Source organism: Streptomyces sp. NPDC053542 (genome assembly GCF_044544685.1).
Lineage (GTDB): Bacteria > Actinomycetota > Actinomycetes > Streptomycetales > Streptomycetaceae > Streptomyces.
In genome coordinates, this window is sequence record NZ_JBITXL010000001.1 from 187913 (window position 1) to 209698 (window position 21786).

Below are 21786 nucleotides of genomic sequence, written 5' to 3' on the forward strand. Positions count from 1 at the left end.
ATTCGACTCCTTCGGGTCATTGGTGCCGGTGGCGGGCGCGCTCGCGTACGGCGACCACGAGCAGGCAGCCGCCGATGACGACGGCGGCCGGCAACGCGGCGGAGGGCGGCGCGTGCGCCGAAGCGCCCATCAGACCTTCCGTCAGCAGGAGACCGAGAAAGGGAAGAAGCATGTGATGCCTCTCATCCTGGACTTCGATGTCATGAGCACCGTTCGCGCTCTTTCGCCGCGCGGGTACCCACCCGTCCCGGTTTCACCACCCCGCGCTTGTGCCCGCGCGTCGCAGCCGCGCCGAGAGGTGGTGCTGCAGCGGTTGGCCGACCGCCGCGAGGTCGTGGACGAAGTCGAGGGTGTCCGCGTCGGTCAGGGTGTAGCGGCGGCGGGTGGCGTCGACCTCCTTGGCGGTGGGCGCGAGCGCCACCTGGTGGGTGGTGAGGTCGACCGTCCGGCCGTCCGCCCGGCCCTCCAGCATCTCCGCGATCCCGGTGGGCTGGGTGATCAGCGCCTCCACCTGTCCCTCGGGCCGCAGCCGCCACCAGCCGCTCTCCCGGGCCGCCGGCCGCAGCGGTGCGCCGTCGGCGTCCAGCAGCCAGGCCCGGGCCTCGTAGGCGAGGAAGGGCCGGCCGTCGTGGCTGAAGGTGACCTCCTGCGCGTACGTGAAGTCCTCGGCGAGCGTCGGGTACTCACCGCTCCCCCGTCCGGTCCAGGTCCCCAGCAGCCCGGCCACCGGGGCGAGCAACGGGTGCGGCGCGGGGGTGCCGTCCGGGTCGAGGGCGTCGGGGTACGGGAGTTGCCGGGTGGGGTGGGACATGAGGAGTGCTCCTGGGTCGGGGCCGGTGCCGGGTGGCAGCCTAGAGGGTCGGCGAGCCGGGGAGCCGCGACGCCGCGGAGATCCATCAGAAGCCCCGTGCGTCCCGGCCCCGCGTGAGCGCCCGCACGGTCGCGCGCGCCTTCAGGGCCGGGACGGGATGGTGCCGTTACTGCACGCCGAGCGCGCCGAGCACCGCGTCCATGGCGAAGACGCCGCCGAGGCCGAGGACCGCGAGGACCGTTGTATAGGTCGTACGTGCCTTGATGGCGTCCAGGACCGACAGGTTGAAGTACTCCTTGAACATCCAGAAGCCCGGGTCGTTGACGTGGGAGAAGGCGATGGAGCCGCAGGACACCGCCAGGACCATCAGTTCCGGGGAGGTGCCGCTGCCGGCGACGAGCGGGGCCGCGATGCCCGCCGCGGTGGTCACCGCGACCGTCGCCGAGCCCAGCGCGATGCGCAGAATGGCGGCGATCAGCCAGGCCAGCAGGATCGGCGAGATGCTCCAGCCGTGCGTGAGCTCCTTGATGTAATCGGCGATACCGCCTTCGACCAGGACGTTCTTGAACGCGCCGCCGGCGCCGATGACCAGCAGGATCATCGCCATGGCCTTGGCCGCGTCAGCGCAGGAGGCCGCCACGTCCCCCAGCGAGCGGCCGATGCGGGGCCCGAACGCCCAGGCCGCCAGGATCAGCGTGAGCAGCAGGGCGACCGGGGCGGAACCGAGGAAGGCGACCAGTGGCATCCCTGCGTGGTGTTCGCCGATCACCATCTCGGCCACCGAGGCACCGGCGATGAGTACGACCGGGAAGAGCGCGACCGACAGGGACCAGCCCATGCCGGGCATCTCCTCGTCGGTGAACCGGCGGTCGCTGACGAGTCCGGTGGGGATGGACGGGTTCATCCGGCGGACGAAGGCCAGCCGGGGCCACACCAGCGCGATGAGCGCGCCGGCCGGGACCGCGATGAACAGGCCGAAGAAGAGCGTCTTGCCGATGGAGGCGTCGAACATGGCCGCGACGGCGGTCGGGCCGGGATGCGGCGGCAGGAAGCTGTGCATGGTGGACAGCGCGATCGACATCGGCAGGCCGATCCACAACAAGTTCTTGCCGGTCACCCGGACCAGGGTGAACGCCACCGGCACGATGATCACGAAGGCTACTTCGTAGAACATGGTGACGCCGATGAGCATGGCCGTGACCACCATGGCGACCTGGACCCAACGGTCGCCGAACCGGTCGGCCATCGTCGTCGCGATCCGCTGAGCCGCGCCGGAGTCGCCCATCACCCGGCCGACCATCGCGCCAAGCCCGATGACGAGCATGGTGTCGCCTATCTGGCCGCCAACGCCTTCACTGAGTACGTCGGGGATCTTCTCCAGGTCTATTCCCCGGACGGCTGCCACGGCCACCGCGACCAGCAGCAGGGCAATGAACCCGTTGAGCTTGAGCCGGGTCATCAGGAAGAGCAGCGCCACCACACTGAGCGCCACGACGAGCAGGGGCATATCACTTCTCCCTTGAAGTGATGCCGGGATGCGGCCGCCAGAGCCGGTGCCGTGACGGCCCGGTATCCCGGGTGGTGAGTGGAGGGGGGCGGTGCGTGTGGGGGTGTCAGCCAACGAGCGCCGGCCGCTGACGGTGTCAGCGGACGAGCGCCGGCCGCTTCGGATCGAACTTCCAGCCGGGCATGAGGTACTGCATGCCGGCGGCGTCGTCGCGGCCGCCGAGACCGAGGCTGACGTAGAGCTCTTCGGCCGCCTCGACGCGTTCCATGTCGAGGTCGATGCCGAGGCCGGGGCGGTCGGGCAGCGCGATGGCACCGTCGCGGATGGCGAGCGGCTCGCGGGTCAGGTGCTGGCCGTCCTGCCAGATCCAGTGCGTGTCGATCGCCGTGATGTGCCCGGGCGCGGCGGCGGCGACGTGGGTGAACATCGCCAGCGACACATCGAAGTGGTTGTTGGAGTGCGAACCCCAGGTCAGTCCCCAGGCGTCGCAGAGCTGGGCCACGCGCACCGAGCCGTTCATGGTCCAGAAGTGCGGGTCGGCGAGCGGGATGTCGACGGCGTCGGCCTTGACCGCATGCCCGAGCTGCCGCCAGTCCGTCGCGATCATGTTGGTCGCGGTGGGCAGACCGGTGGCGCGGCGGAACTCCGCCATCGTCTCGCGTCCGGAGTAGCCGCCCTCACCGCCGCAGGGGTCCTCGGCGTACGCCAGGACGTCGCGCAGCCCGCGTCCGATCTCGATGGCGTCCCGCAGCGGCCAGGCGCCGTTGGGGTCGAGGGTGATGCGTGCCTCGGGGAAGCGCTCGGCCAGGGCGGTGACGGCGGCGGCCTCGGCGGGCCCGTCCAGTACGCCGCCCTTGAGCTTGAAGTCCTGGAATCCGTACCGCTGCTGGGCCGCCTCGGCGAGCCGGACGACGGCTTCGGGGGTGAGCGCCTCCTCATCGCGGAGCCGCAGCCAGTCGTCCTTGGCGTCGGGGTCGTGGCGGTAGGGCAGGTCGGTGCGGGTCCGGTCGCCGACGTAGAAGAGGTAGCCGAGGACGGGGACGCTGGTGCGTTGTACCCCTTCGCCGAGCAGTGCGGCGGCCGGCACACCGAGGTGCTTGCCGAGCAGGTCGAGCAGCGCCGACTCGACGGCGGTCACCGCGTGCACGGTGACGCGCAGGTCGAAGGTCTGGGCGCCGCGGCCGCCCGCGTCACGGTCGCCGAAGCGTTCGCGTATCGACCGCAGTACGGCGTGCGGGTCGCCGACGGACCGGCCGACAACCAGGTCGCGGGCTTCCTCCAGGGTGGTGCGGATGCCCTCTCCCCCGGGCACTTCGCCGACGCCGGTGCGGCCCTCGGAGTCGGTGAGCAGCACCAGGTTGCGGGTGAAATAGGGGGCGTGCGCGCCGCTGAGGTTCAGCAGCATGCTGTCCTGGCCGGCGACCGGGATGACGCGCATCGCGGTGACGACGGGGGTGCCGGCCGGGGGTGGGGTGGTGTTCATGATGCGGTGCCTTTCGGAGCGGGATGCGGCGGGTGTGCGCGGCGGCGGCTCAGGCGCCGATACCCCGGACGAGGGCGGTGAGCTGCTCCAGCTCCGCCGGCTCCAGGTCGGTCAGCGGCGGCCGGACCGGCCCTGCCGAGTGGCCGGTGACCGTCATGCCGGCCTTGACGATGCTCACCGCGTAGCCCGGCTTGCGGTCGCGGATCCGCGTGTAGGGGAGGACGAAGTCGCGGAGCATGCGCTGCACGTCGGCGCGGCGGTGCTCGCGGACGGCGGCGTAGAAGTCGAGCGCGAACTCCGGGACGAAGTTGAAGAGGGCCGAGGAGTAGGTCGTCACTCCCACTTCGAGGAGCGGCAGCGCGTAGGTCTCGGCCGTGGGGAGGCCGCCGATGTAGGTGAGGCGGTCGCCCAGGCAGGCGTGGAGCCGGGTGAGGGGGTCGATGTCCCCGACGCCGTCCTTGAATCCGATCAGGTTCGGGCAGCGCTCGGCGAGGCGGGCGACGGTGTCCGGGGCGTAGACGGCGTTGGATCGGCTGTACACGATGACACCGAGGCCGGTGGCCCGGCAGACCGCCTCGACGTGGGCGGCGAGGCCCTCCTGCGATGCCTCGGTGAGGTACGGCGGGAAGAGGAGCAGGCCGTCGGCGCCGGCGCGCTCGGCGGCCTTGGCGTACTCGATGGCGGTCGCGGTGCCGTATCCGGCGGGGGCGACGATCGGCGTCCCCTCGGGCGCGCTGTCGACGGCGGCGGTGACGACCCGCTCCACCTCTGCCGGGGTGAGCGAGAAGAACTCCCCGGTACCACCGGCTGCGAAGAGCCCCGCGACGTCGTACTTTCCGAGCCGGGCGATGTTCGCCCGGTACGCGTCCTCATCGAACGAGTGGTCCTCGGGCCGGAAGTGTGTCACCGGGAAGGACAGCAGGCCGGAACCAAGGCGGCGGCCCAGTTCGGCAGGGGTGTGATCGGTCATGGCGGGAGACTCCTGGGTTGCGCGGAGACGTGCGGCTCACGCGGCTTCCCGGTGCTGGGCGTGGCCTGCCCACGACTTCCGGAACTTCCGGGCGGGCGGGGGGCGATGGCCCGTGCCCCGGACGGAAGCCGCTTCGATTGCTGGCCGGAACGTTAAGAGCCTGTTGCGATGCGGGTCCAACACCATTTCGGCATGCTGTGATACCCGGGGTGCATCATTCGGAGCGCCTGCTCGGACGGTGTTTCACACGTCGGGCGCCGAGGCACCGGGCGCTTCGCTCACAGGTGGCGGAGCAGTGCGTGCAGGGCCGGGTTGTCGTTGGCCTTGCGCCATACCAGGTGCAGCTCGACGGGGGCGGGGTCGGGCAGTTCGAGAGGCCGGAAGGTGATTCCCGGAAAACGCATCTGGGCGGCCGCCTCGGGCACGAAGGCGATGCCCCAGCCCGCGTTGACCATCGCCAGGAGGCTGTGGATCTGGCTGAGGTACTGGGTGAACCGTGGCGTGACCCGGGCGGCCCGGAAGATGCTGACCAGCAGTTCGTGGAAGTAGCGGGCCTCCACCGGGGAGTACATGAGGACGTCCTGCCCGTCGGACTCGCTGATGCGCAGCGGGCCGTCCTCCGCACCGAGCGGATGGTTGCGAGGCACGGCGGCCAGCAGCCCTTCGCGCATGGCGAGGCGGGTCGCCAGGTCGGGACTCGTACTGGAAGGGCGGATCATGCCGAGGTCGAGCGAGCCCTCGGTGATCGCTTCGAGCTGGTCGCGGGTCACCTTCTCCCGCAGCACTACCTCCGTGCCGGGCATGGTGGAGCGCGCGACGTCGAGCAGTGTGCCGAGCGCGGAGTAGGCGCTGGCCGCGGTGAAGCCGATGGCGATGGCCCCGGCCTGCCCGGCGGAGACCTGCTTGGCGGAGAGGGTGGCCGCTTCCGCCTGGCGCAGGATGTTGCGGGCTTCGTTGAGGAAGGCCCGGCCGGCGGGGGTGAGCCGTACGGTGCGGTTGGTGCGGTCCAGCAGTTGCACGCCCAGTTCGTGTTCCAGCAGCTGTATCTGGCGGCTCAGCGGAGGCTGGGTCATGCGGAGGCGTTCGGCGGCCCTGGTGAAGTGCAGCTCCTCTGCCACCGCGACGAAGCTCACCAGCTGCACGAGTGTGAACACCGATACCCTCCAGGTATTGAATCATCCAAAAGCAGAGTTGGACGTGGATCAATCGCCGACCTTAGCGTCAGGGAAAACCACGGCGAGCCGCCCCTTCTCCACCGGCGTCCGGCCGGTAGGGCGCTGCCCGCACCTCTGGGGCCCGACGGCGGCCACCGCGGCGGACCGGTATCCGCATCCACCCACGACCCCAGGGACACGAAGTGGTGACCATGACGCACACAGCCACCTCCGCAGCCGGCCGTCCCGGCGAGGCGACGCTCGACACCATCGCCTGGATCAAACTCTCCTCGGTCACCCTGCCGCTGGCCACGCCCATCAGCGACGCGAAGGTACTGACCGGACGGCAGAAGCCGATGACCGAAGTGGCCTTCCTGTTCGTGGAGATCGAGACGGAGCAGGGGCACAACGGCATCGGCTTCAGCTACTCCAAGCGCGCCGGCGGCCCCGCCCAGTACGCGCACGCCAAGGAGATCGCCGACGAGCTGATCGGCGAGGACCCGAGCGACACCGGCAAGCTGTGGACGAAGCTCGTGTGGGCCGGGGCCTCGGTGGGCCGCAGCGGTGTCGCCACGCAGGCCATCGCCGCCTTCGACGTCGCGCTGTGGGACCTGAAGGCCAAGCGGGCCGGACTGCCGCTGGCCAAGCTGCTGGGCGCGCACCGCGACTCGGTACGTTGTTACAACACCTCCGGCGGTTTCCTGCACACCCCCACCGAGCAGGTCCTCGACAACGCCACCGCGTCGCTGGCCAGCGGAATCGGCGGCATCAAGATCAAGGTCGGCCATCCGGACGGCAAGCAGGACCTGCGCCGGCTCGCCGCCGTACGCGAGCACATCGGGGACGACGTGCCGCTGATGGTCGACGCCAACCAGCAGTGGGACCGCCCCACCGCCCAGCGCATGGGCCGCGCCATGGAGGACTTCGGCCTCAGCTGGATCGAAGAGCCGCTGGACGCGTACGACACGCAGGGGCACGCCGCGCTCGCGGCCTCACTGGACACCCCGGTCGCCACCGGCGAGATGCTGGCCAGTGTCGCCGAACACTACGAGCTCATCCGCCACAACGCCGCCGACATCATCCAGCCCGACGCCCCGCGCATCGGCGGCATCACCCAGTTCCTCAAGCTCGCCGCGCTCGCCGAGCACCACCACCTCCAGCTGGCACCGCACTTCGCCATGGAGATCCACCTGCACCTCGCCGCCGCCTATCCCATCGAGCCGTGGGTGGAGCACTTCGACTGGCTGGAGCCGCTGTTCAACGAGCGCCTCACGATCAGCGACGGCCGGATGCACGTCCCCGCGCGCCCCGGCCTGGGCATCACCCTCAGCGAGCAGGCCCGCGCGTGGACGCGGGCGACGCATGAGGCGGGCAGGCGGGTCTGAGCCGTCTGCGTCGTTCCCTCCGGCATGACCGCCACCGGCCACACCGTCGGCCCCGTACGGCCCCCACTGACCGACCTGACGAAGAACGAACTCGCCGAACTCACCGAGCTGATCGGCAACTTGCCGACTGCTACGGCCTGACGCCCCCACACGGCTGACCGGCCGGAATTACTCGCGTCCCTGCTCAAGCCCGCTTTATACGATCAGCCGATACGGTCCGACAAACGGGGAGCGGAAATGTCCAAGGACGACGTGCGGCGGGGCGCGATGGCTGCGTTGCGGCTCGCCAAGGGAGAGCCACTGCGGGACGTGCTGAACGTCTCCGACCCCGGCGAATGGCTCGCACTGGACGCGGGCGTGCGGGAGGTGCGCTGGTACCGGTCGGGGCCGGTGCCCGAGTGGGAGGAGTGGGCCGCCCCGCTGCCCGAAGACCTCACACAACTCGGCGAGCTCGGGACGCAGCTCGGCGAGTCCGGGCTCGCGCTCGCTCTCTGCCACCGCAACGGGTGGCTCCGCGAGGCGGCGGTGCGACGGGCAGCACAGTACCCCGGACTGCTTCCGCTGCTGGCGATCCGCTGCGCCGACTGGGTGGCGCCACTGCGTCAGTACGCCCGGCAACTGCTGCGTGACACGTTGGATGTGGAGACCGCGGTGGCCCTCGCGCCGCTGATCCTGCGCGTCGGCCGCCGGGGCCGAGGCATCTTCGGTGTTCAACTGCTCTCCGAGGTCCTGCGTTGGGCTCCTCAGGAGCGGCTCGCCGCGCTCTTCAGCGCACCGGACCGCGGCGTACGGCGGTTCGCGTACTGGCTGGCCATCGAGGAGGGCCGCCTCGGCCCCGTCGAGCTGGCACGCACTGCCGCCCAGGACGAGGACAACGTCGTTCAGGACCTGTGCGCCACCGCCGCACTCACCGCACTCACCGCGTTGGGGGACGCGGACCGGGAAACGTACGACGACGTGCTCGCGCCACTGCTGGCCGCGCGCAACCCGCGTACCCGCTCGACCGGCGTGACCGCCCTGCGGCGCGCGGGGCGCCCGCGGGAGGCGGAGCCCTTCCTCAACGACCGGTCCGCCGTGGTCCGCGCCTGCGCCCGGTACGTCGTACGGCAGTACGGCGGTGATCCGACGGCCTGGTACCGGGAGCGGTGCACGGGGCCGGACGACATCACACTGCCGCCCGGCACGGTCATCGGGCTGGCCGAGTGCGGGGACCGTGCCGATGCCGGACTGCTGCGGTCACTGCTCACGCACCCGGCGGGCGCGGTGCGGGCACAGGCTGTGGCCGGACTGCGGGCCCTGGACCGCGCGGACACCGCAGCGCTGCGACCGCTGCTCGACGACCCGGCGCCCGCTGTCGTCCGCGAGGTGGCCGTCGCGCTGCTGCCGTCGGCGACGGAACTGCCCGCCGACCGGCTGCTGGACCGCATCGGCCCCCAGCAGCCGCGCCACATCCGGGGTGCCGCCTTCCGCCTGCTCGACGCGCACGGCGGAACTCCAGCACTGCGCGCGGCAGTCGAACTCCTGGCGGACCAGGACGCGAAGCTCCGTACCCGAGCCGAACAGTCCATCCGCCGCTGGCACCCGGCCGCGGACACACGGCGCGGCGACCCAGAAGTGGCACGGCTGCTCGACCGGAGCCGGCATCTCCTCACCGACCGCGCGCTCCGGCGCCTCAAGTGGGAGACGGGCCTGGACTACTGAGGCCGCCCGCACGACCCCCCGGGCGGGGAGCGAGAGCTCTTGACGGACCCCCACCAAGCGCTATGGTCTAGACTAATCCGGCTCTCACACTCCTCACACTCGTCACCTTCCTCATACTCCTCACGCGCTCAACTCGCCCAACTCACCCACCCTCCGCCGGAGAACTTCACGCAAGCCCCCCTCCCATGCACCACCCCCACGAAGGAGAACGCATGGACAGCAAGCGGAAGTTGGCCGCCGCCCTCGGTGCGGCAATGGCACCCGTACTGGCCCTGACACTGCCGACCGGCTCGGCGTCGGCGCACGGCTGGGTCAACGCGCCGGCCAGCCGTCAGGAGCAGTGCGCCAACGGCACCGTGTCGTGCGGCGCCATCACATGGGAACCGCAGAGCGTCGAAGGCCCCAAGGGGCTGCGGAGCTGCAGCGGCGGCAACGCGAGATTCGCCGAGCTGGACGACGACAACAAGGGCTGGAAGGCCGCCGACGTCAGCCGCACCACGACCTTCACCTGGAAGTTCACCGCCCGGCACCGCACCTCGAACTACGAGTACTTCGTCGACGGCACCAAGGTCGCCACCATCGACGGCCACAACCAGCAGCCGCCGGCGACGGTCTCCCACCAGGTCAACCTCGGCAGCGCCACCGGCCGGCACAAGGTACTCGCGGTATGGAACATCGCCGACACCTCGAACGCCTTCTACGCGTGCATCGACGTGAACATCCGCTGAAGGCCGCCCGTATGCAGCGCTTCGCAAGCGAGATGCGCCCTCGGTCAAGTCGCCTACTCCTACCGGGAAATGACCGACAAAGCCCTGCTACGGTACGCCGATGTCATCGATCAAGCAGTTCCAAGTCACCTTCGACTGCGCGGAACCGGAGCGCGTCGCTCGTTTCTGGTGCGAGGTGCTGGGATACGTCGTACCGCCGCCACCGAAGGGGTTCGCTACGTGGGACGACTTCAATCGCTCTCTGCCACCTGAGCGGCAGGATTCAGCGTTCGCCTGCATAGACCCCTCAGGCGTGGGCCCGCGACTGTTCTTTCAGCGCGTTCCCGAAGAGAAGGTTGTCAAGAACCGGGTGCATCTCTGCGTACGGGTCGGCACCGGCCTCGTGGGCGAAGAACGTCTCGCCGCCCTCGAGGCCGAGTGCGCACGACTGCTCCCACTCGGCGCGTCACGCGTGCGACTGCTGCCCGCCGATGGCGTCAATGAGTCGTGCATCGTGATGCAGGACATCGAGGGCAACGAATTCTGCCTCGACTGATCCTCGCGGCGATCCTGCTCGAGTTGATGGGAACCGGCGGGCCGGTCAGCGCAGGTCGGGCCACTCCAGCGCATGGGAGGTGAGGGAGGGGGCCAGATCGCGGACGAGAGCCGTCACGGTCTTCGTATCAAGCGGTGGCACCTGCCGACGCACCGTCTCCCCTCCTCACGAGTGCCCCACGTGGCCAATGAGGGGCGGTCCGGCAGGGCCGGCCGGCAGTGGCCGGGGCTGACCGGCCCATGGCTGCCCATCCCACGCCAGCGCACGCTTGGAGTCGACTCTCCGGGAGGTGAGTGACGTGATGTACGGCTACGGCACCGGGATGACCGGCTGGGGATTCGTCGTGATGGCAGTTGCCCAGCTTCTCTTCTGGATTCTGCTGCTCGGGGGCGTGGCGCTGCTTGTCCGTTACCTGGTCCGCGGCCACCGTGACGCGGGCACAACGCCGGTCCATCAGACACCGGAGCAGGTCCTGGCGGGGCGTTATGCGCGTGGGGAGATCGACGAGGAGGAGTACCGGCGCCGCCTCACGGCCCTGCGGGGCGGCTGAGCCGACGGCGTGTGACGGTACCCAGAGGATCTACTGTGACAACGGGACACGCCAGATCAGACGGGTTCCCCCCTGGGCCGGCGTCTCCAAGCGCAGGCTGCCGCCGAGCAGGTCGGCGCGGGAGCGGATGTTGGTGAGGCCGCCTCCTCCCGGTGTGCCGGACCCAAGGCCCACCCCGTCGTCCGTGACACTGAGAACGGCCTCGTCCGCCACGGTGAGCGCCACGTCCACCCGTCGGGCGTGGGCGTGCCGGGCCGCGTTGCTCAGTGCCTCGGTGAGTACGGCGAGAAGGTGTTCGGCCGTCGCCGCCGGCACATCCGTGTCGACCTGCCCCTCCATGCGAAGCGAGGGCGAGAACCCCAGCGCTTCACCCGCCGTCCCGACGACATCGAGGATCCGCCGCCGCAAGCCGGCACCCTCCCGAGGATCCGCGGCGGTGCGCAGGCCGAAGATGGTGGAACGGATGATTTTGATCGTCTCATCGAGGTCGTCGACCGCACGTCCCACCCGCAGCGCGGCCTCCGGCCGCTCGATCAGCCGGCCGACGCTCTGCAGCGTCATCCCTGTCGCGAACAGCCGCTGGATGGCGAGGTCGTGGAGGCCCTGGGCGATCCGGTCGCGTTCGCGCAGGGCGTTCACCTGCTCCGACTCCCGTCGGCCACGGTCCAGTTCGAGAGCGAGGGCGGCTTGCTCGGCGAACCCGGAGATCAGTCGTACGTCGCTGTCCGAGAACGGCTGCCGGTCCTCCGTGCGAATGAGCCAGAGGGAACCGCGGGTCTGTGCGTCGCTCCGCAGCGGAACGGCGACGGCGGGGCCGGTGGCCGCCGTGTGGGAGCACGTTGCGTACGCCCGTGGGTCCGTGGCGAGGTCGCTGGTGACCACCGGTTCACCGGTGCAGGCGGCAAGGCCCGCGAGCGATCCATCACGCGGCACCACCGATCCGGTGAGCCATTCCACTCCCACCCCTTGAGCCACCACCGCGGTCAACTCACCGGTGCCCGCGTCCGGAAGGAAGACCGCCACCGAGTCCGCGTCCGCCAGTTCGCCACTGCGCCGGGCGATCAGGTCCAGTACATCGCCGGTCTCGGCCCCGGACAGCAGCGTCCTGGTGATCTCGCCCAGCGCTTCGAGCCACTGCTCCCGCCGACGGCTCTCGTGGTAGAGCCGCGCGTTGTCGATCGCGACGCCCGCGGCGACCGCCAGCATCGAGAGCATGGCCTGGTCCTCGGCGTCGAACCGTGCGCCGCCGCGCTTCTCCGTGAGGTAGAGGTTGCCGAAGACCTCATCACGGACGCGTATCGGTACGCCGAGGAAGCTCCGCATCGGCGGGTGGTGCTCAGGGAAACCGTAGCTGCTGGGATGAGTGGTGAGATCCGTCAGCCGCAAGGGCTTGGGGTGGCGGATCAGCTCGCCGAGCAGACCGTGCCCGGAGGGCAACGGGCCTATTTTCCGGGCGAGTTCGTCCGCGATGCCGACAGGAAGGAAACGGGACAGCCGCCGGCCTTCTCCGATCACTCCAAGAGCGCCGTACTCGGCGTCGGCGAGCACCACCGCGGCCTCGACGATGTGCTGCAGTACCTGTTCGAGATCCAGGTCACCGCCGATGTTCAGGACCGCGTCCAGAAGGCCGTGCATACGGTCTTGGGTGGTGCGGGCGGCCGCGAGCCGGGACTGCAACTCCTCCAGCAGTGCGTCCGGACGCAGTGGCGACTGCGACAGCGACTGCGTCCCGGGCTGTTGCTTGTCGACCGGCTGCTTTGCGTCGATCGGCTGCCGTTTGTCGACCGGCTGCTTTTCGTCGACCGGCTGCTGTTGGTCCGCCGATTCCGGCATAGGGCGAGCCTCCCCGCTCCCCCGTGTGCGATCCGCTTCCGGCAGACTAACCCGGAGGCAGCAGTTCCTCCTCTCTCCGTACCTACCGGTTCGGCTGCCGGTTCAGCGCTTCCTGCGGGAGTCGTGGCTGCTCAGGTTTCCGGGACGACTGCGACCGGACACCGCGCGTGGTGCAGCACCGTGTGAGTGACCAGTCCGAGCTGCAGCCCTGCATGGCCATGCCGTCGATGCGCGCCCACCACCACCAGGTCGGCGGTGTGCGACGCCGCCACCAGCGCCGCGCCCGGAGCCCCCTCGACCGCCCGGCGCTCCACGGTCACCTGCGGGAACGCGGCGACCGGTTTGTTCATCACCTCGTCCAGCAACTCCTGCGTACGCCGCTCGTGTTCGGCACGGTATTCACCGTGGTATTCGCCGTGCGCACCGCACTGTTCGGGTACTGCGGTACCGGGACAGCGCCAGGCGTGGACGGCTTCGACGGTGCAGTCGCGGAGGGATGCCTCTTCGAGGGCGAACGTCACCGCCGCCGTGTCCGCCGCGCGCTCGCCGACCCCCAGGACCACCTTGCATTCACCACCGCGGATGTTTTCCGTACGGCCGCGCACCACGATCACGGGGCAGTGCGCACGGGCCGCCACGCCCAGTCCCACCGAACCGAGCAGCAACGATGTCAGCCGCCCTCGGCCACGATGCCCGACCACCACCGCCTTCGCCCGTAGTCCCTCGGTCAGCAGTGCCTCTACCGGGTCGTCCGGAGCGAGCTGGGTGGTGACCTCCAGTCCTGGCACGCGTCGAGAGGCTCGTTCGGCTGCGACGCCGACGATGGTCTCCTCCCTGACGCGTTCGGAGGAGGGCTCGGTCCGCCCCTCAAGGAGGTGTACCTCGTACCTCTCCCAGCGCGAGGCGTACACGATGCGCAGGCGAATGCCGTACCGCACAGCTGCGTCGGCTGCCCAGTCCACCGCACCCAAGGCGGCGTCCGAACCATCGACCCCCACCACGAGCGGACGTTCCATCATCCTGCCCTTCTCCTCCCTCTCGTCACCGCCGTCACCGTCGTCACCACCGTCACCGCGGCTTCGACAACCCCGCCCCGGAATCCGCGGACAGCGTCACACCTGCCGTTCGCTCCGGGCAGGGGCCGGTCCGGCTCCGGCTCAGGGCCGTTCAGCCCCGCAGCCGCCCCGGTCGGCCCCTCCGGCCGGAGCCCGGCCCGGCCGGACGATGGCCTCACGGGCTTCAGCCGATGAGGCGAAACCCGGGCCCGCCGCACGCGGGGCCCACTGCATCCGACGGACACCCTCAGGTCCGACGGACCCCCTCAGGAGGTGTGATCCATGAGCACGTACCAACGGGAGCTCAGCACGTACGCCGGCACCTGGGAACCCGCGAGCGTCTCCCCCGCCCTCGAGCGCTCCCGGCTGCTCCAGTGCCGGGCGCTGCTCCTCGGCATTGACGGGCTGGTGACCGATACCGCACGCCTGCACGCCGGCGCCTGGAAGCGCACCCTCGACCGCTTCCTGCGGGACAGCGGACACGTACACCGCCTGTCCGTCCGGCCGTTCGATCCCGAGGTCGACTTCCGCCGCTTCTTCCAGGGGCGGGCACGGCTCGACGGTCTCCGGGCCTTCCTCGCCGACCGTGGCATCCACGACCCCGGCCGTCCCGACTCCCCGAACGTGCTGCGGGCGCTGGCGGCTGACGAGGACCGGTTCTTCGACGAACTGGTGGGCAGACACGGCGTGCCCGTATGGCCGGACAGCCTCCGTCTCGTAGCGGCGATGCACGCCCATGCCATCCCGGTCGCCGCGGTCTCGGCGTCCCGGCACGGCCGCCGTCTCCTGATGGCTGCCGCCCTGACCAGCCGGTTCGACGCCATCGTCGACGGCTGCGACCGCGCCCGCCTCCAGGTACCGGCCGGCCCGGACCCGGCCCTGCTGATCGAAGGCGCCCGGCAGCTGCGGACGGTGCCGGCGCACAGCGCTGTCGTGGTCGCGGCCCCCGCCTGGATCATCGCGGCCCGCCGGGGCGGCTTCGCGTGCACTCTCGGAGTGGACCGGGAGGGGCACACGGAGAACGCCGTCGAGCTGTACGAGCACGGAGCGGCCCATGTGGTCCGGAGCCTGGCGGAACTCGTCCCGCGCGCATGATCCCCGTCCGGGCGAAACGGTCCGAGGAGGTACGTATGCCCCAGCCGTCCCATTCATCCCAGCCGTCCCAGCCGCCGCAAGTGCCACAAACGCCGCACGGCCGGGTGGTCGTCGGGTTCGACGGGTCGGCGCATGCCGAACGGGCTTTGGACCGCGCGGCCGACGAGGCCCGGCGGCGTGGCGCGGCCCTGGAGATACTGGCCGGCTGGCCTTGGCCCAAGCACTCGCTGCCCGATGACGGAGTCCAGGACGACGAGGGCAAGCTGCTCTACAGCAGCGCGCGGCGGATGATGGACAGCGCCGTGGAACGGGCCCGCTCCCGAGCGCCCGACACCCTCATGATCCCGTCACTGACCACGGAGTCCGCCGCCGAGGCACTGCTCCGCTGCGGCCGCACCGCCTCACTCACCGTCCTCGGCACCCGCGGACACGGCGGATTCACCGGACTGCTGCTCGGCTCGGTCAGCCTGCGCGTCGCGGCCCACTGCACCAGCCCGCTGATGGTGGTGCGCGGGAACCTGGAACGCGTACACGGCGCCGTCGTCCTCGCTCTGGCGTCGAACCCGGATCGGGAGACGAAGGCCCTGCGCTTCGCCTTCGACGAAGCAGCCCGCCGCACAGCCGAACTGCAGGTCCTGCACGCCTGGCAGTTCCCGGCGCCACACGGTGAACGCATCCGGCCCGCGCAACTGAGCTGGGGAGATGTCACAAGGTTGCGCAAAGCCGCCGAAGCGGTCCCGCACTATGCCCTCTCCGCGCTGGCACAGGAGTACCCCGAGGTCCGGACGTCCGCACTGGCCGTCTGCCAGGGTCCGGCACAAGCGATCGTCGACACCAGCCGGGAGGCCGACGTCATGATCCTGGCCGCACACCGCCGCCCCCGCCCCTTCGGCCTCCAACTGGGCCCGGTCACCCACGCGGCCCTCCACCACGCCCACTGCCCGGTGGTCCTTGTACCTACTGACTGAACCAACCAGCCGAAGGTGCCGGGCCGTTGAGCACCCTCGCCCTCCCCGCAGGCAGGTGGGGCCTGCACCCGTTGGCTGCGGCCACTTGCTATAGCAACCTGCCGCCGCTCGTGCACGCATTATCCGGAAATCCCGTGGAGCCGGCCGCTGGGCTCCCTACGATGCGCTGCATCAAGCCATTTCGAGGCAAGCCATTCGAGGCCGATGCATCCCGTCGTTGGGCCGAGCGGCCCTTGTCGTCGCGGAGTCGGCCCGCAGAAGGAGGCTCCATGACGCCATACGACTTGACCGGGCGAACGGCGCTGGTGACAGGCGGTGCGCAGGGGCTGGGAGCCGGTATGGCCGAGGCGCTCGCCCGGGCCGGCGCGGCCGTCATGATCGGCGATGTGCAGAAGGAGGCAGGCCGGGAGACCGCCGAGTCGCTGCGGGAGTCCGGCGCCAGAGTGGAGTTCGTCCCGCTCGATGTGGCCGAGGACGCGAGCTGGGAGTCGGCCGTCGGGCGGACCGTCACCGAGCTGGGTGGCCTGGACATCGTCGTCAACAACGCGGGAGTACTGGCCTCGGGGCTGATCGCCGACTTCGATCGGCAGGCGGTCAGCGAGATGCTGGAGGTGAATGTCCTCGGGGTCGGGCTCGGCATCAAGCACGCCTTCCGGGCCATGCGCCCCGGGGGCCCGGCCGGGGGTGGCGGTGCGGTCGTCAATGTCTCGTCGGTGGCCGCGACGGTCCCCTTCCCCGGCATCGCGGGCTATGCGGCGACCAAGGCCGGAGTCGACCGGCTGACCCGCGTGGCCGCGCTGGAGTCCGGCAAGCTCGGCTACGGTGTGCGGGTCAACTGCGTCTATCCGGGCCTGGTGCCCACCGCGATGGGTATCCAACTCGCCCAGGACATGGAGGATCTGGGGCTGTGGCCCAGCGCGGAGGCGGCCGTCGGCGATGTCATCGGGCTCACCCCGCTCGGTCGGCTCGGCGAGGTCGCCGACATGGCCGATGCGGTGGTTTTCCTCGCCTCCGACGCGGCCCGCTTCGTCACCGGCGCGGGGCTCCCGGTCGACGGTGGCATGGGTACGTAGAAGGAACATGTGAAGCATGTCAAGCATGTGGAACATGTGAACGATAAAGCGGCGTATGAGCGGCCGGCGCGGAATGGCGTTCGGTCGAGGACCCGGATCGTTCTTCAGGATCCGGGCAATACATCGGCTGATCGAGCTGGAATGGCGATGAGGTCTCCCCGGGACTACTCCTGGTACTTTCCCGCAGTGGCAGGCGCGGGCGCCGCCGCAGCCATTCTCGCCACGCTCGCATGGAAGTCTTCCGATGCCGTGATGGCCGGTATCTGCATGGCACTGATAGCGGCGTCCGCCGCCGTTTCCGCGGCGGTGCTCCGTCGCCAGGGACGGGGCTTCAGGGAACCGGCGGCGGTGGCGGACACGGTCCAGCGGGAAATGCTGCGACCGCTGCCGGTCCGGCTCGGCGGACTGCGTACCGCGGTCCGCTACGAGGCCGCACAGTCCGGGACACTGGTCGGCGGGGATGTCTACGGCGCCGCCCATACGCCTTTCGGCGTGCGGCTTTTCATTGGTGACGCCATGGGCAAGGGCCTGTCGGCGGTGGGGACCGCCATGGATACCCTCGGCGCCTTCCGTAACCTGGCCCAGCGCGAAAAGCGGTTGTCCGCGCTGGCGCAGCGCATGGACACGGTACTCGCCGGCCGGGGCGGCGGCGTGGACTTTGCCACCGCCCTGTTGATCGAGGTCGCCGACGGGAGCGAAAGCGCCGAGCTGGTCTGCTGCGGACACCCGCCACCGCTGCTGATCCGCGCCGGCCGGGCCACCTTCGTGGACGTTCTGCCGCCGTCGCCGCCGCTCGGCCTCTTCGGCCTCCAGGAGGACTGGTGCCGGGTGAACACCGTACCGCTGACCGACAACGACCAGCTGCTGCTCTACACGGACGGCGTCACCGAAGCACGCGACGCCAAGAGGGACTTCTACCCCCTCGCGGAGCGCGTGGCGGTGCTGCACGACGAGGATCCCGACACGTTTCTCGACGCCCTCACCGCCGACCTCATTCAGTACTCGATGGGCAAACTGGACGACGATGCCGCGCTTTTGCTCATCGACTTCGGAGAGATTCGTGCACGTGCGCGCCAAGTGCGGGCGGAATGTTGCCAATCGCCTCAAAGGAGTGCCACGAGGCCGATACGGTAGGGGCCAACACCGATACGGTAGAGGCCAATAAGGGCCATGTCGGTGGCCGTTCCCATCCATGGCCCATCCTTGACCCATCCCTGTCCCCTTCCAGGCCCATTCCTGGAGAAGGCTTCGTCCATTCCCGGCGAAGGCGTCCATAATCACTGAGGTGAGGCGGCTGTGACTGGCGGTCTGCCTGCGGAAAAGCCTGGCTTCATCGGCCGAAGCCGTGAACTCGCCGCCCTGCGAAAGGCGTGGCAGCGTTCCCGGTTGGTGACACTGACCGGAATCGGCGGTGTCGGGAAGACCCGTACCGCGCTGCGCGCCGCCGCCGAGAGCGCGGACGACTTCGGCGATGGAGCCTGGTTCGTCGAGCTCTCCGGTCTCCAGGACAGTGAGCTGCTGTTGCACGCGGTCGCCAGGGTGCTGTGCCCCACCGACCATACGGCCCGGTCCATGGAGGAGGTGCTGGCCGATCACCTCAGCGGCAGACATCTGCTGCTCATCCTCGACACCTGCGAACACCTCCTGGACGCCTGTGCGGGCCTCGCGGATCTGCTGCTGCGCGCCGCCCCCCGGCTGCACGTTCTCGTCACCAGCCGGCAGCCCCTCGGCGTCCCCGGCGAACATGTCTTCCTCCTCGAACCGCTGCCCGTCGCGGAAGACGCGGTCGCCCTGTTCGCGCAGCGCGCCCTCACCGCTCGTCCCGGCTTCACACTGGCCGGCCCCAACAGGGCGACCGTGAAAAGGATCTGCACACGGCTCGACGGCATTCCGCTCGCTATCGAACTGGCAGCCGGGCGGCTGCGGACCGAAACCCTCGGGGACCTCCTCGACCGCCTGGACGACCGCTTCCAGCTCCTCGTCGACGAGAAGACCATCACCGAGAAGGCCACTGCTGAGCAGGCCACCGCCGAGAAGGCCGCCCCCGAGAAAACCGCGACCGCCGGCGATCCGGGCGGGCCGCCGCACAGCGCCTTCCGCCACGACACGCTGCGCACGGCGATCGGCTGGAGCCATGAGCTGTGCCGGCCGCACGAACGGCTGTTGTGGGCCCGCCTCTCCGTATTCATCGGCGACTTCTCCCGCGCGGCCGTTGAGCACGTGTGCAGTGACAACATCCTGGAGAAGGCGGAGATCGGCGATCTGCTCACCGGGCTCGTCGAGAAATCGCTCCTGGTCCGGGAGAAAGGACCGGACGGCGAGCGGTTCCGGCAGCTCGACACTGTACGTGCGTACGGCGCCGAGTGGCTGCGGCTCCTCGGCGAGGAGCTGCCCCAGCGCGCCCGCCACCTCGGCTGGTGTCAGGCGTTCGCCGAGCAGGGTGAGCGGGACTGGTTCGGACCGGGTCAGGCCGCCGTCTTCCACGCCACCCGGCGCGAGCACGCTCAGCTCTTCGCCGCCCTCGACTTCGCGCTGTCCACTCCGGGCCAGGAGCAGGCCGGACTGCGGCTCGCCGGGACACTCTGGTTCTACTGGGTCGGCTGCGGCCTGCTCGGCGACGGCCGCTACTGGCTCGACCGGGCCCGCGCCCTCGGGTCCGATCCCACCCGCGAGCGGCTCAAGGTGCTCTGGGTGGGCGGTTATGTCGCCATCCTCCAAGGCGACTCGGAGGCGGCCATGGCCATACTCACCGAGTGCCGGTCGCAGGCGTTGCGGACCGGCGACGACGTCGCGTACGCGTACGCCACCCACCGGTTCGGCTGTGCCGCACTGATGCGGGATGAACACCGTACGGCGCAGCGGTTCTTCGAGTCCTCACTCAGCCGCTACGCCGAACTCGGGGAGCTCAACAGCAACGTGATGATGGCTCAGGTCGAACTGGGTATGGCCCTCGCCTTCCAGGGTGACCTGGAGACCGCCGTCGGCCTCTGCGCGGAGGCCCGCTCCATCTGCGAGTCGCACGGCGAGCGCTGGGCCAAGGCGTACGCCCTCTATGTCCTCTCCTACGCGGCCTGGACCGCGGGACGCCATGACGAGGCCGCGTTGCTGGCGCAGGAGTGCCTGATCATCAATTACGAGTTCCGCGACCTGGTCGGCGTGGTCCTTCCCATCGAACTCATCTCCCTCTTCCGCGCCGCCGGCGGGCACAGCTTCCCGGCCGCCCTGCTGCACGGCGCGGCCCGCCGTATCTGGCGGAAGGTCGGGCTGCCCCTCTTTGGGTCCGCCTACTTCAACGCCCCGCACGAAGCGGCCGTCGCCCTCGCCCGCAAGGCCCTCGGCGACGATGAGTACGAAGCGGCCATTGAGCACGGCATCCGGCTCCCCCTGGACGAGGCGGTCGCTTCGGCCCTGGTCGAGGTGGACCAGCTGCTCCGCAGCTCCGAGCCGGAGATGCGCTTCCCGTAAGAGGTGCCAAGAAATCGGGGTCGCCCACGTCCAACGGCGGGGACGCCATCGGCATGGAGAGCGACGTACCCAACGGCTATGTCACCTGGTCCGGTCCCGGCGAGGAGTACCACCCCGCCGGCCCGAATCCGCGGTCCAACATCTCGGGCGGCATCCCCTACCCGTACAGCCTCGGCAAGGCCGCCTGCGTGCCGGAGATCGTGAGCCGGGCCGCGGGAGCCGGCAAGGGGCTGCGGGAGTCGAACGGCGACTGCTCGGCGTAGCCCGCCGACCGTCGACCGTCGACCGCTGACTGCCGACCCGGACCGATCATGGCGCCCGTGACCAGCGGTTTCGTGGTCGGTGCCTACCCCATCATTACCGAGGGGTAGGCACGTCGTGGCTCTTGCTATAAAGTCCGTCAACAAGCTGGCGCCGTTACCGCCGGTAATAGCAGCATGGACGAGGTACTTCCCGGACTCGACTCGAGGAGCCCCGCATGGCCATCAGCACCCCGCGGCCGGAGACCCGGAACCGCACCCCCGAGACGCCCGAGACCACCGAGGACGGCATCGCGCGGCGGCTGCTCGATTCGTCCGCGCAGCTCTCGTACGACCCGCTCACCGAGGTCGACTGGGAGACCCCGCTCGACGAGGGCTTCCACGGCGCCAGCCCGGAGTGGAGCACCCTGTACGGGACGGCGTACTGGAATGAGCTGACCGACGCGCAGCGCAAGGCGCTGACGCGGCAGGAGGCCGCCTCGGTGGCCAGTACCGGCATCTGGTTCGAGATGATCCTGCAGCAGATGGTGCTGCGGGACATCTACGCGAAGGACCCGACGGACGACACCTTCCAGTGGGCGCTCACCGAGATCGCCGACGAGTGCCGCCACTCGATCATGTTCGCGCGCGGTGCGAAGAAGCTGCGGGCCCCGGCCTACCGCCCGCACCGGGCCGCGGTCGAACTCGGCCGGGTCTTCAAGACCGTTGCGTTCGGCGAGGCGGCGTACGCGGCGATCCTGGTCGCCGAGGAGGTCCTCGACGTCATGCAGCGGGACTGGATGCGCGACGAGCGCGTCGTACCGTTCGTCCGCACCATCAACAACATCCATGTCGTCGAGGAATCACGGCACATGAAGTTCGCCCGCGACGAGACGCGCAAGCGCCTCGCGCGCGCCGGACGGGTGCGCCGCCAGATCCACTCCCTCCTGATCGCCGTGGCGTCCTACGTCATCGTCAGCAGCATGGTGAACCGGAAGGTCTACGCGAACGCCGGCCTGGACGAGGAACGCGCCCTCCGCGAGGCGAAGGCCAACGAGCACCACAAGTCGATGATGCGCTCGAGCTGTGCGGGCCTGATGGAGTTCCTGACCTCGGTGGGGCTGCTCACCAAGCCGGCGCTGTACTTCTACAAGCGCGCCAACCTGATCTGACGACCGAACCGACCATTGACCTGACGCCCCCATCTGACGACCCGATCTGACGACTTCAGCCG

General features: G+C 70.0%; 19 protein-coding genes and 1 pseudogene. 12 read left to right on the forward strand and 8 right to left on the reverse strand.

Translation table 11 applies throughout. From position 1 onward, the window contains the following. Positions 1-16 precede the first annotated feature (16 nt). The 6 genes from ACIGXO_RS00840 to ACIGXO_RS00865 all read right to left on the reverse strand — a co-directional run bounded on the left by ACIGXO_RS00840 (position 17) and on the right by ACIGXO_RS00865 (position 5925). Positions 17-172: a hypothetical protein gene (locus ACIGXO_RS00840; protein WP_399778642.1), complete on the reverse strand. Its 156-nt coding sequence runs from the start codon at positions 170-172 to the stop codon at positions 17-19. A gap of 81 nt (positions 173-253) precedes the next feature. Next, complete coding sequence (locus ACIGXO_RS00845; protein WP_399778644.1) at positions 254-811, reverse strand: FABP family protein; 558 nt, start codon at positions 809-811, stop codon at positions 254-256. A gap of 166 nt (positions 812-977) precedes the next feature. Then, complete coding sequence (locus ACIGXO_RS00850; RefSeq protein ID WP_399778645.1) at positions 978-2318, reverse strand: gluconate:H+ symporter; 1341 nt, start codon at positions 2316-2318, stop codon at positions 978-980. 136 nt (positions 2319-2454) lie between these two features. Then, on the reverse strand, positions 2455-3801 hold the full coding sequence (gene gudD / locus ACIGXO_RS00855) for a glucarate dehydratase (protein WP_399778646.1): 1347 nt from the start codon (positions 3799-3801) through the stop codon (positions 2455-2457). 49 nt (positions 3802-3850) lie between these two features. Beyond that, on the reverse strand, positions 3851-4771 hold the full coding sequence (gene kdgD / locus ACIGXO_RS00860) for a 5-dehydro-4-deoxyglucarate dehydratase (RefSeq protein ID WP_399778648.1): 921 nt from the start codon (positions 4769-4771) through the stop codon (positions 3851-3853). Between the two features lie 278 nt (positions 4772-5049). Next, positions 5050-5925 (reverse strand): LysR substrate-binding domain-containing protein, encoded by an 876-nt coding sequence (locus ACIGXO_RS00865; protein ID WP_399778650.1) that lies wholly within the window; start codon positions 5923-5925, stop codon positions 5050-5052. A 212-nt stretch (positions 5926-6137) separates the two neighbouring features. On the opposite strand from ACIGXO_RS00865, the gene ACIGXO_RS00870 reads away from it, so the two are divergent. From ACIGXO_RS00870 to ACIGXO_RS00890, 5 genes are all read left to right on the forward strand, one after another. After that, positions 6138-7310: a mandelate racemase/muconate lactonizing enzyme family protein gene (locus tag ACIGXO_RS00870; protein ID WP_399778652.1), complete on the forward strand. Its 1173-nt coding sequence runs from the start codon at positions 6138-6140 to the stop codon at positions 7308-7310. A 237-nt stretch (positions 7311-7547) separates the two neighbouring features. Continuing rightward, the gene (locus tag ACIGXO_RS00875; protein WP_399778654.1) at positions 7548-9011 is read left to right on the forward strand and encodes a hypothetical protein; all 1464 of its coding nucleotides are present in this window, start codon (positions 7548-7550) and stop codon (positions 9009-9011) included. A gap of 212 nt (positions 9012-9223) precedes the next feature. After that, the gene (locus tag ACIGXO_RS00880; RefSeq protein WP_399778655.1) at positions 9224-9739 is read left to right on the forward strand and encodes a lytic polysaccharide monooxygenase auxiliary activity family 9 protein; all 516 of its coding nucleotides are present in this window, start codon (positions 9224-9226) and stop codon (positions 9737-9739) included. A 100-nt stretch (positions 9740-9839) separates the two neighbouring features. Continuing rightward, a complete protein-coding gene (locus ACIGXO_RS00885) occupies positions 9840-10274 on the forward strand; it encodes a VOC family protein (RefSeq protein WP_399778657.1) in 435 nt (144 codons plus the stop codon). A gap of 289 nt (positions 10275-10563) precedes the next feature. Beyond that, positions 10564-10824, forward strand: a complete 261-nt coding sequence (locus ACIGXO_RS00890; protein ID WP_399778660.1) for an SHOCT domain-containing protein — start codon at positions 10564-10566, stop codon at positions 10822-10824. Between the two features lie 30 nt (positions 10825-10854). On the opposite strand, the gene ACIGXO_RS00895 is transcribed toward ACIGXO_RS00890, so the two are convergent. Further along, entirely contained in the window at positions 10855-12459 is a 1605-nt protein-coding gene (locus ACIGXO_RS00895; RefSeq protein ID WP_399779912.1) for a GAF domain-containing protein, read from the reverse strand. Between the two features lie 329 nt (positions 12460-12788). Beyond that, complete coding sequence (locus ACIGXO_RS00900; RefSeq protein WP_399778662.1) at positions 12789-13676, reverse strand: universal stress protein; 888 nt, start codon at positions 13674-13676, stop codon at positions 12789-12791. Positions 13677-13994: 318 nt separating this feature from the next. Between ACIGXO_RS00900 and ACIGXO_RS00905 the strand changes: the two genes are divergently transcribed. From ACIGXO_RS00905 to ACIGXO_RS00935, 7 genes and pseudogenes are all read left to right on the forward strand, one after another. Continuing rightward, positions 13995-14807: an HAD family hydrolase gene (locus ACIGXO_RS00905; protein ID WP_399778664.1), complete on the forward strand. Its 813-nt coding sequence runs from the start codon at positions 13995-13997 to the stop codon at positions 14805-14807. Between the two features lie 35 nt (positions 14808-14842). After that, positions 14843-15775, forward strand: a complete 933-nt coding sequence (locus ACIGXO_RS00910) for a universal stress protein (protein ID WP_399778666.1) — start codon at positions 14843-14845, stop codon at positions 15773-15775. A 269-nt stretch (positions 15776-16044) separates the two neighbouring features. Continuing rightward, a complete protein-coding gene (locus ACIGXO_RS00915) occupies positions 16045-16848 on the forward strand; it encodes an SDR family NAD(P)-dependent oxidoreductase (RefSeq protein ID WP_399778668.1) in 804 nt (267 codons plus the stop codon). A 186-nt stretch (positions 16849-17034) separates the two neighbouring features. After that, positions 17035-17982 carry a PP2C family protein-serine/threonine phosphatase gene (locus tag ACIGXO_RS00920; RefSeq protein ID WP_399778669.1) on the forward strand — a complete coding sequence of 316 codons (948 nt, stop codon included), beginning with the start codon at positions 17035-17037 and terminating at the stop codon, positions 17980-17982. 255 nt (positions 17983-18237) lie between these two features. Beyond that, positions 18238-20313: an ATP-binding protein gene (locus ACIGXO_RS00925; RefSeq protein WP_399778671.1), complete on the forward strand. Its 2076-nt coding sequence runs from the start codon at positions 18238-18240 to the stop codon at positions 20311-20313. Then, a pseudogene (locus ACIGXO_RS00930) lies at positions 20310-20570 on the forward strand (hypothetical protein); the annotation flags it as partial. The gene ACIGXO_RS00925 and the pseudogene ACIGXO_RS00930, both read left to right, overlap by 4 nt. A 221-nt stretch (positions 20571-20791) precedes the next feature. After that, positions 20792-21724 (forward strand): diiron oxygenase, encoded by a 933-nt coding sequence (locus ACIGXO_RS00935; RefSeq protein ID WP_399778673.1) that lies wholly within the window; start codon positions 20792-20794, stop codon positions 21722-21724. The last annotated feature ends 62 nt before the right edge of the window (positions 21725-21786 follow it).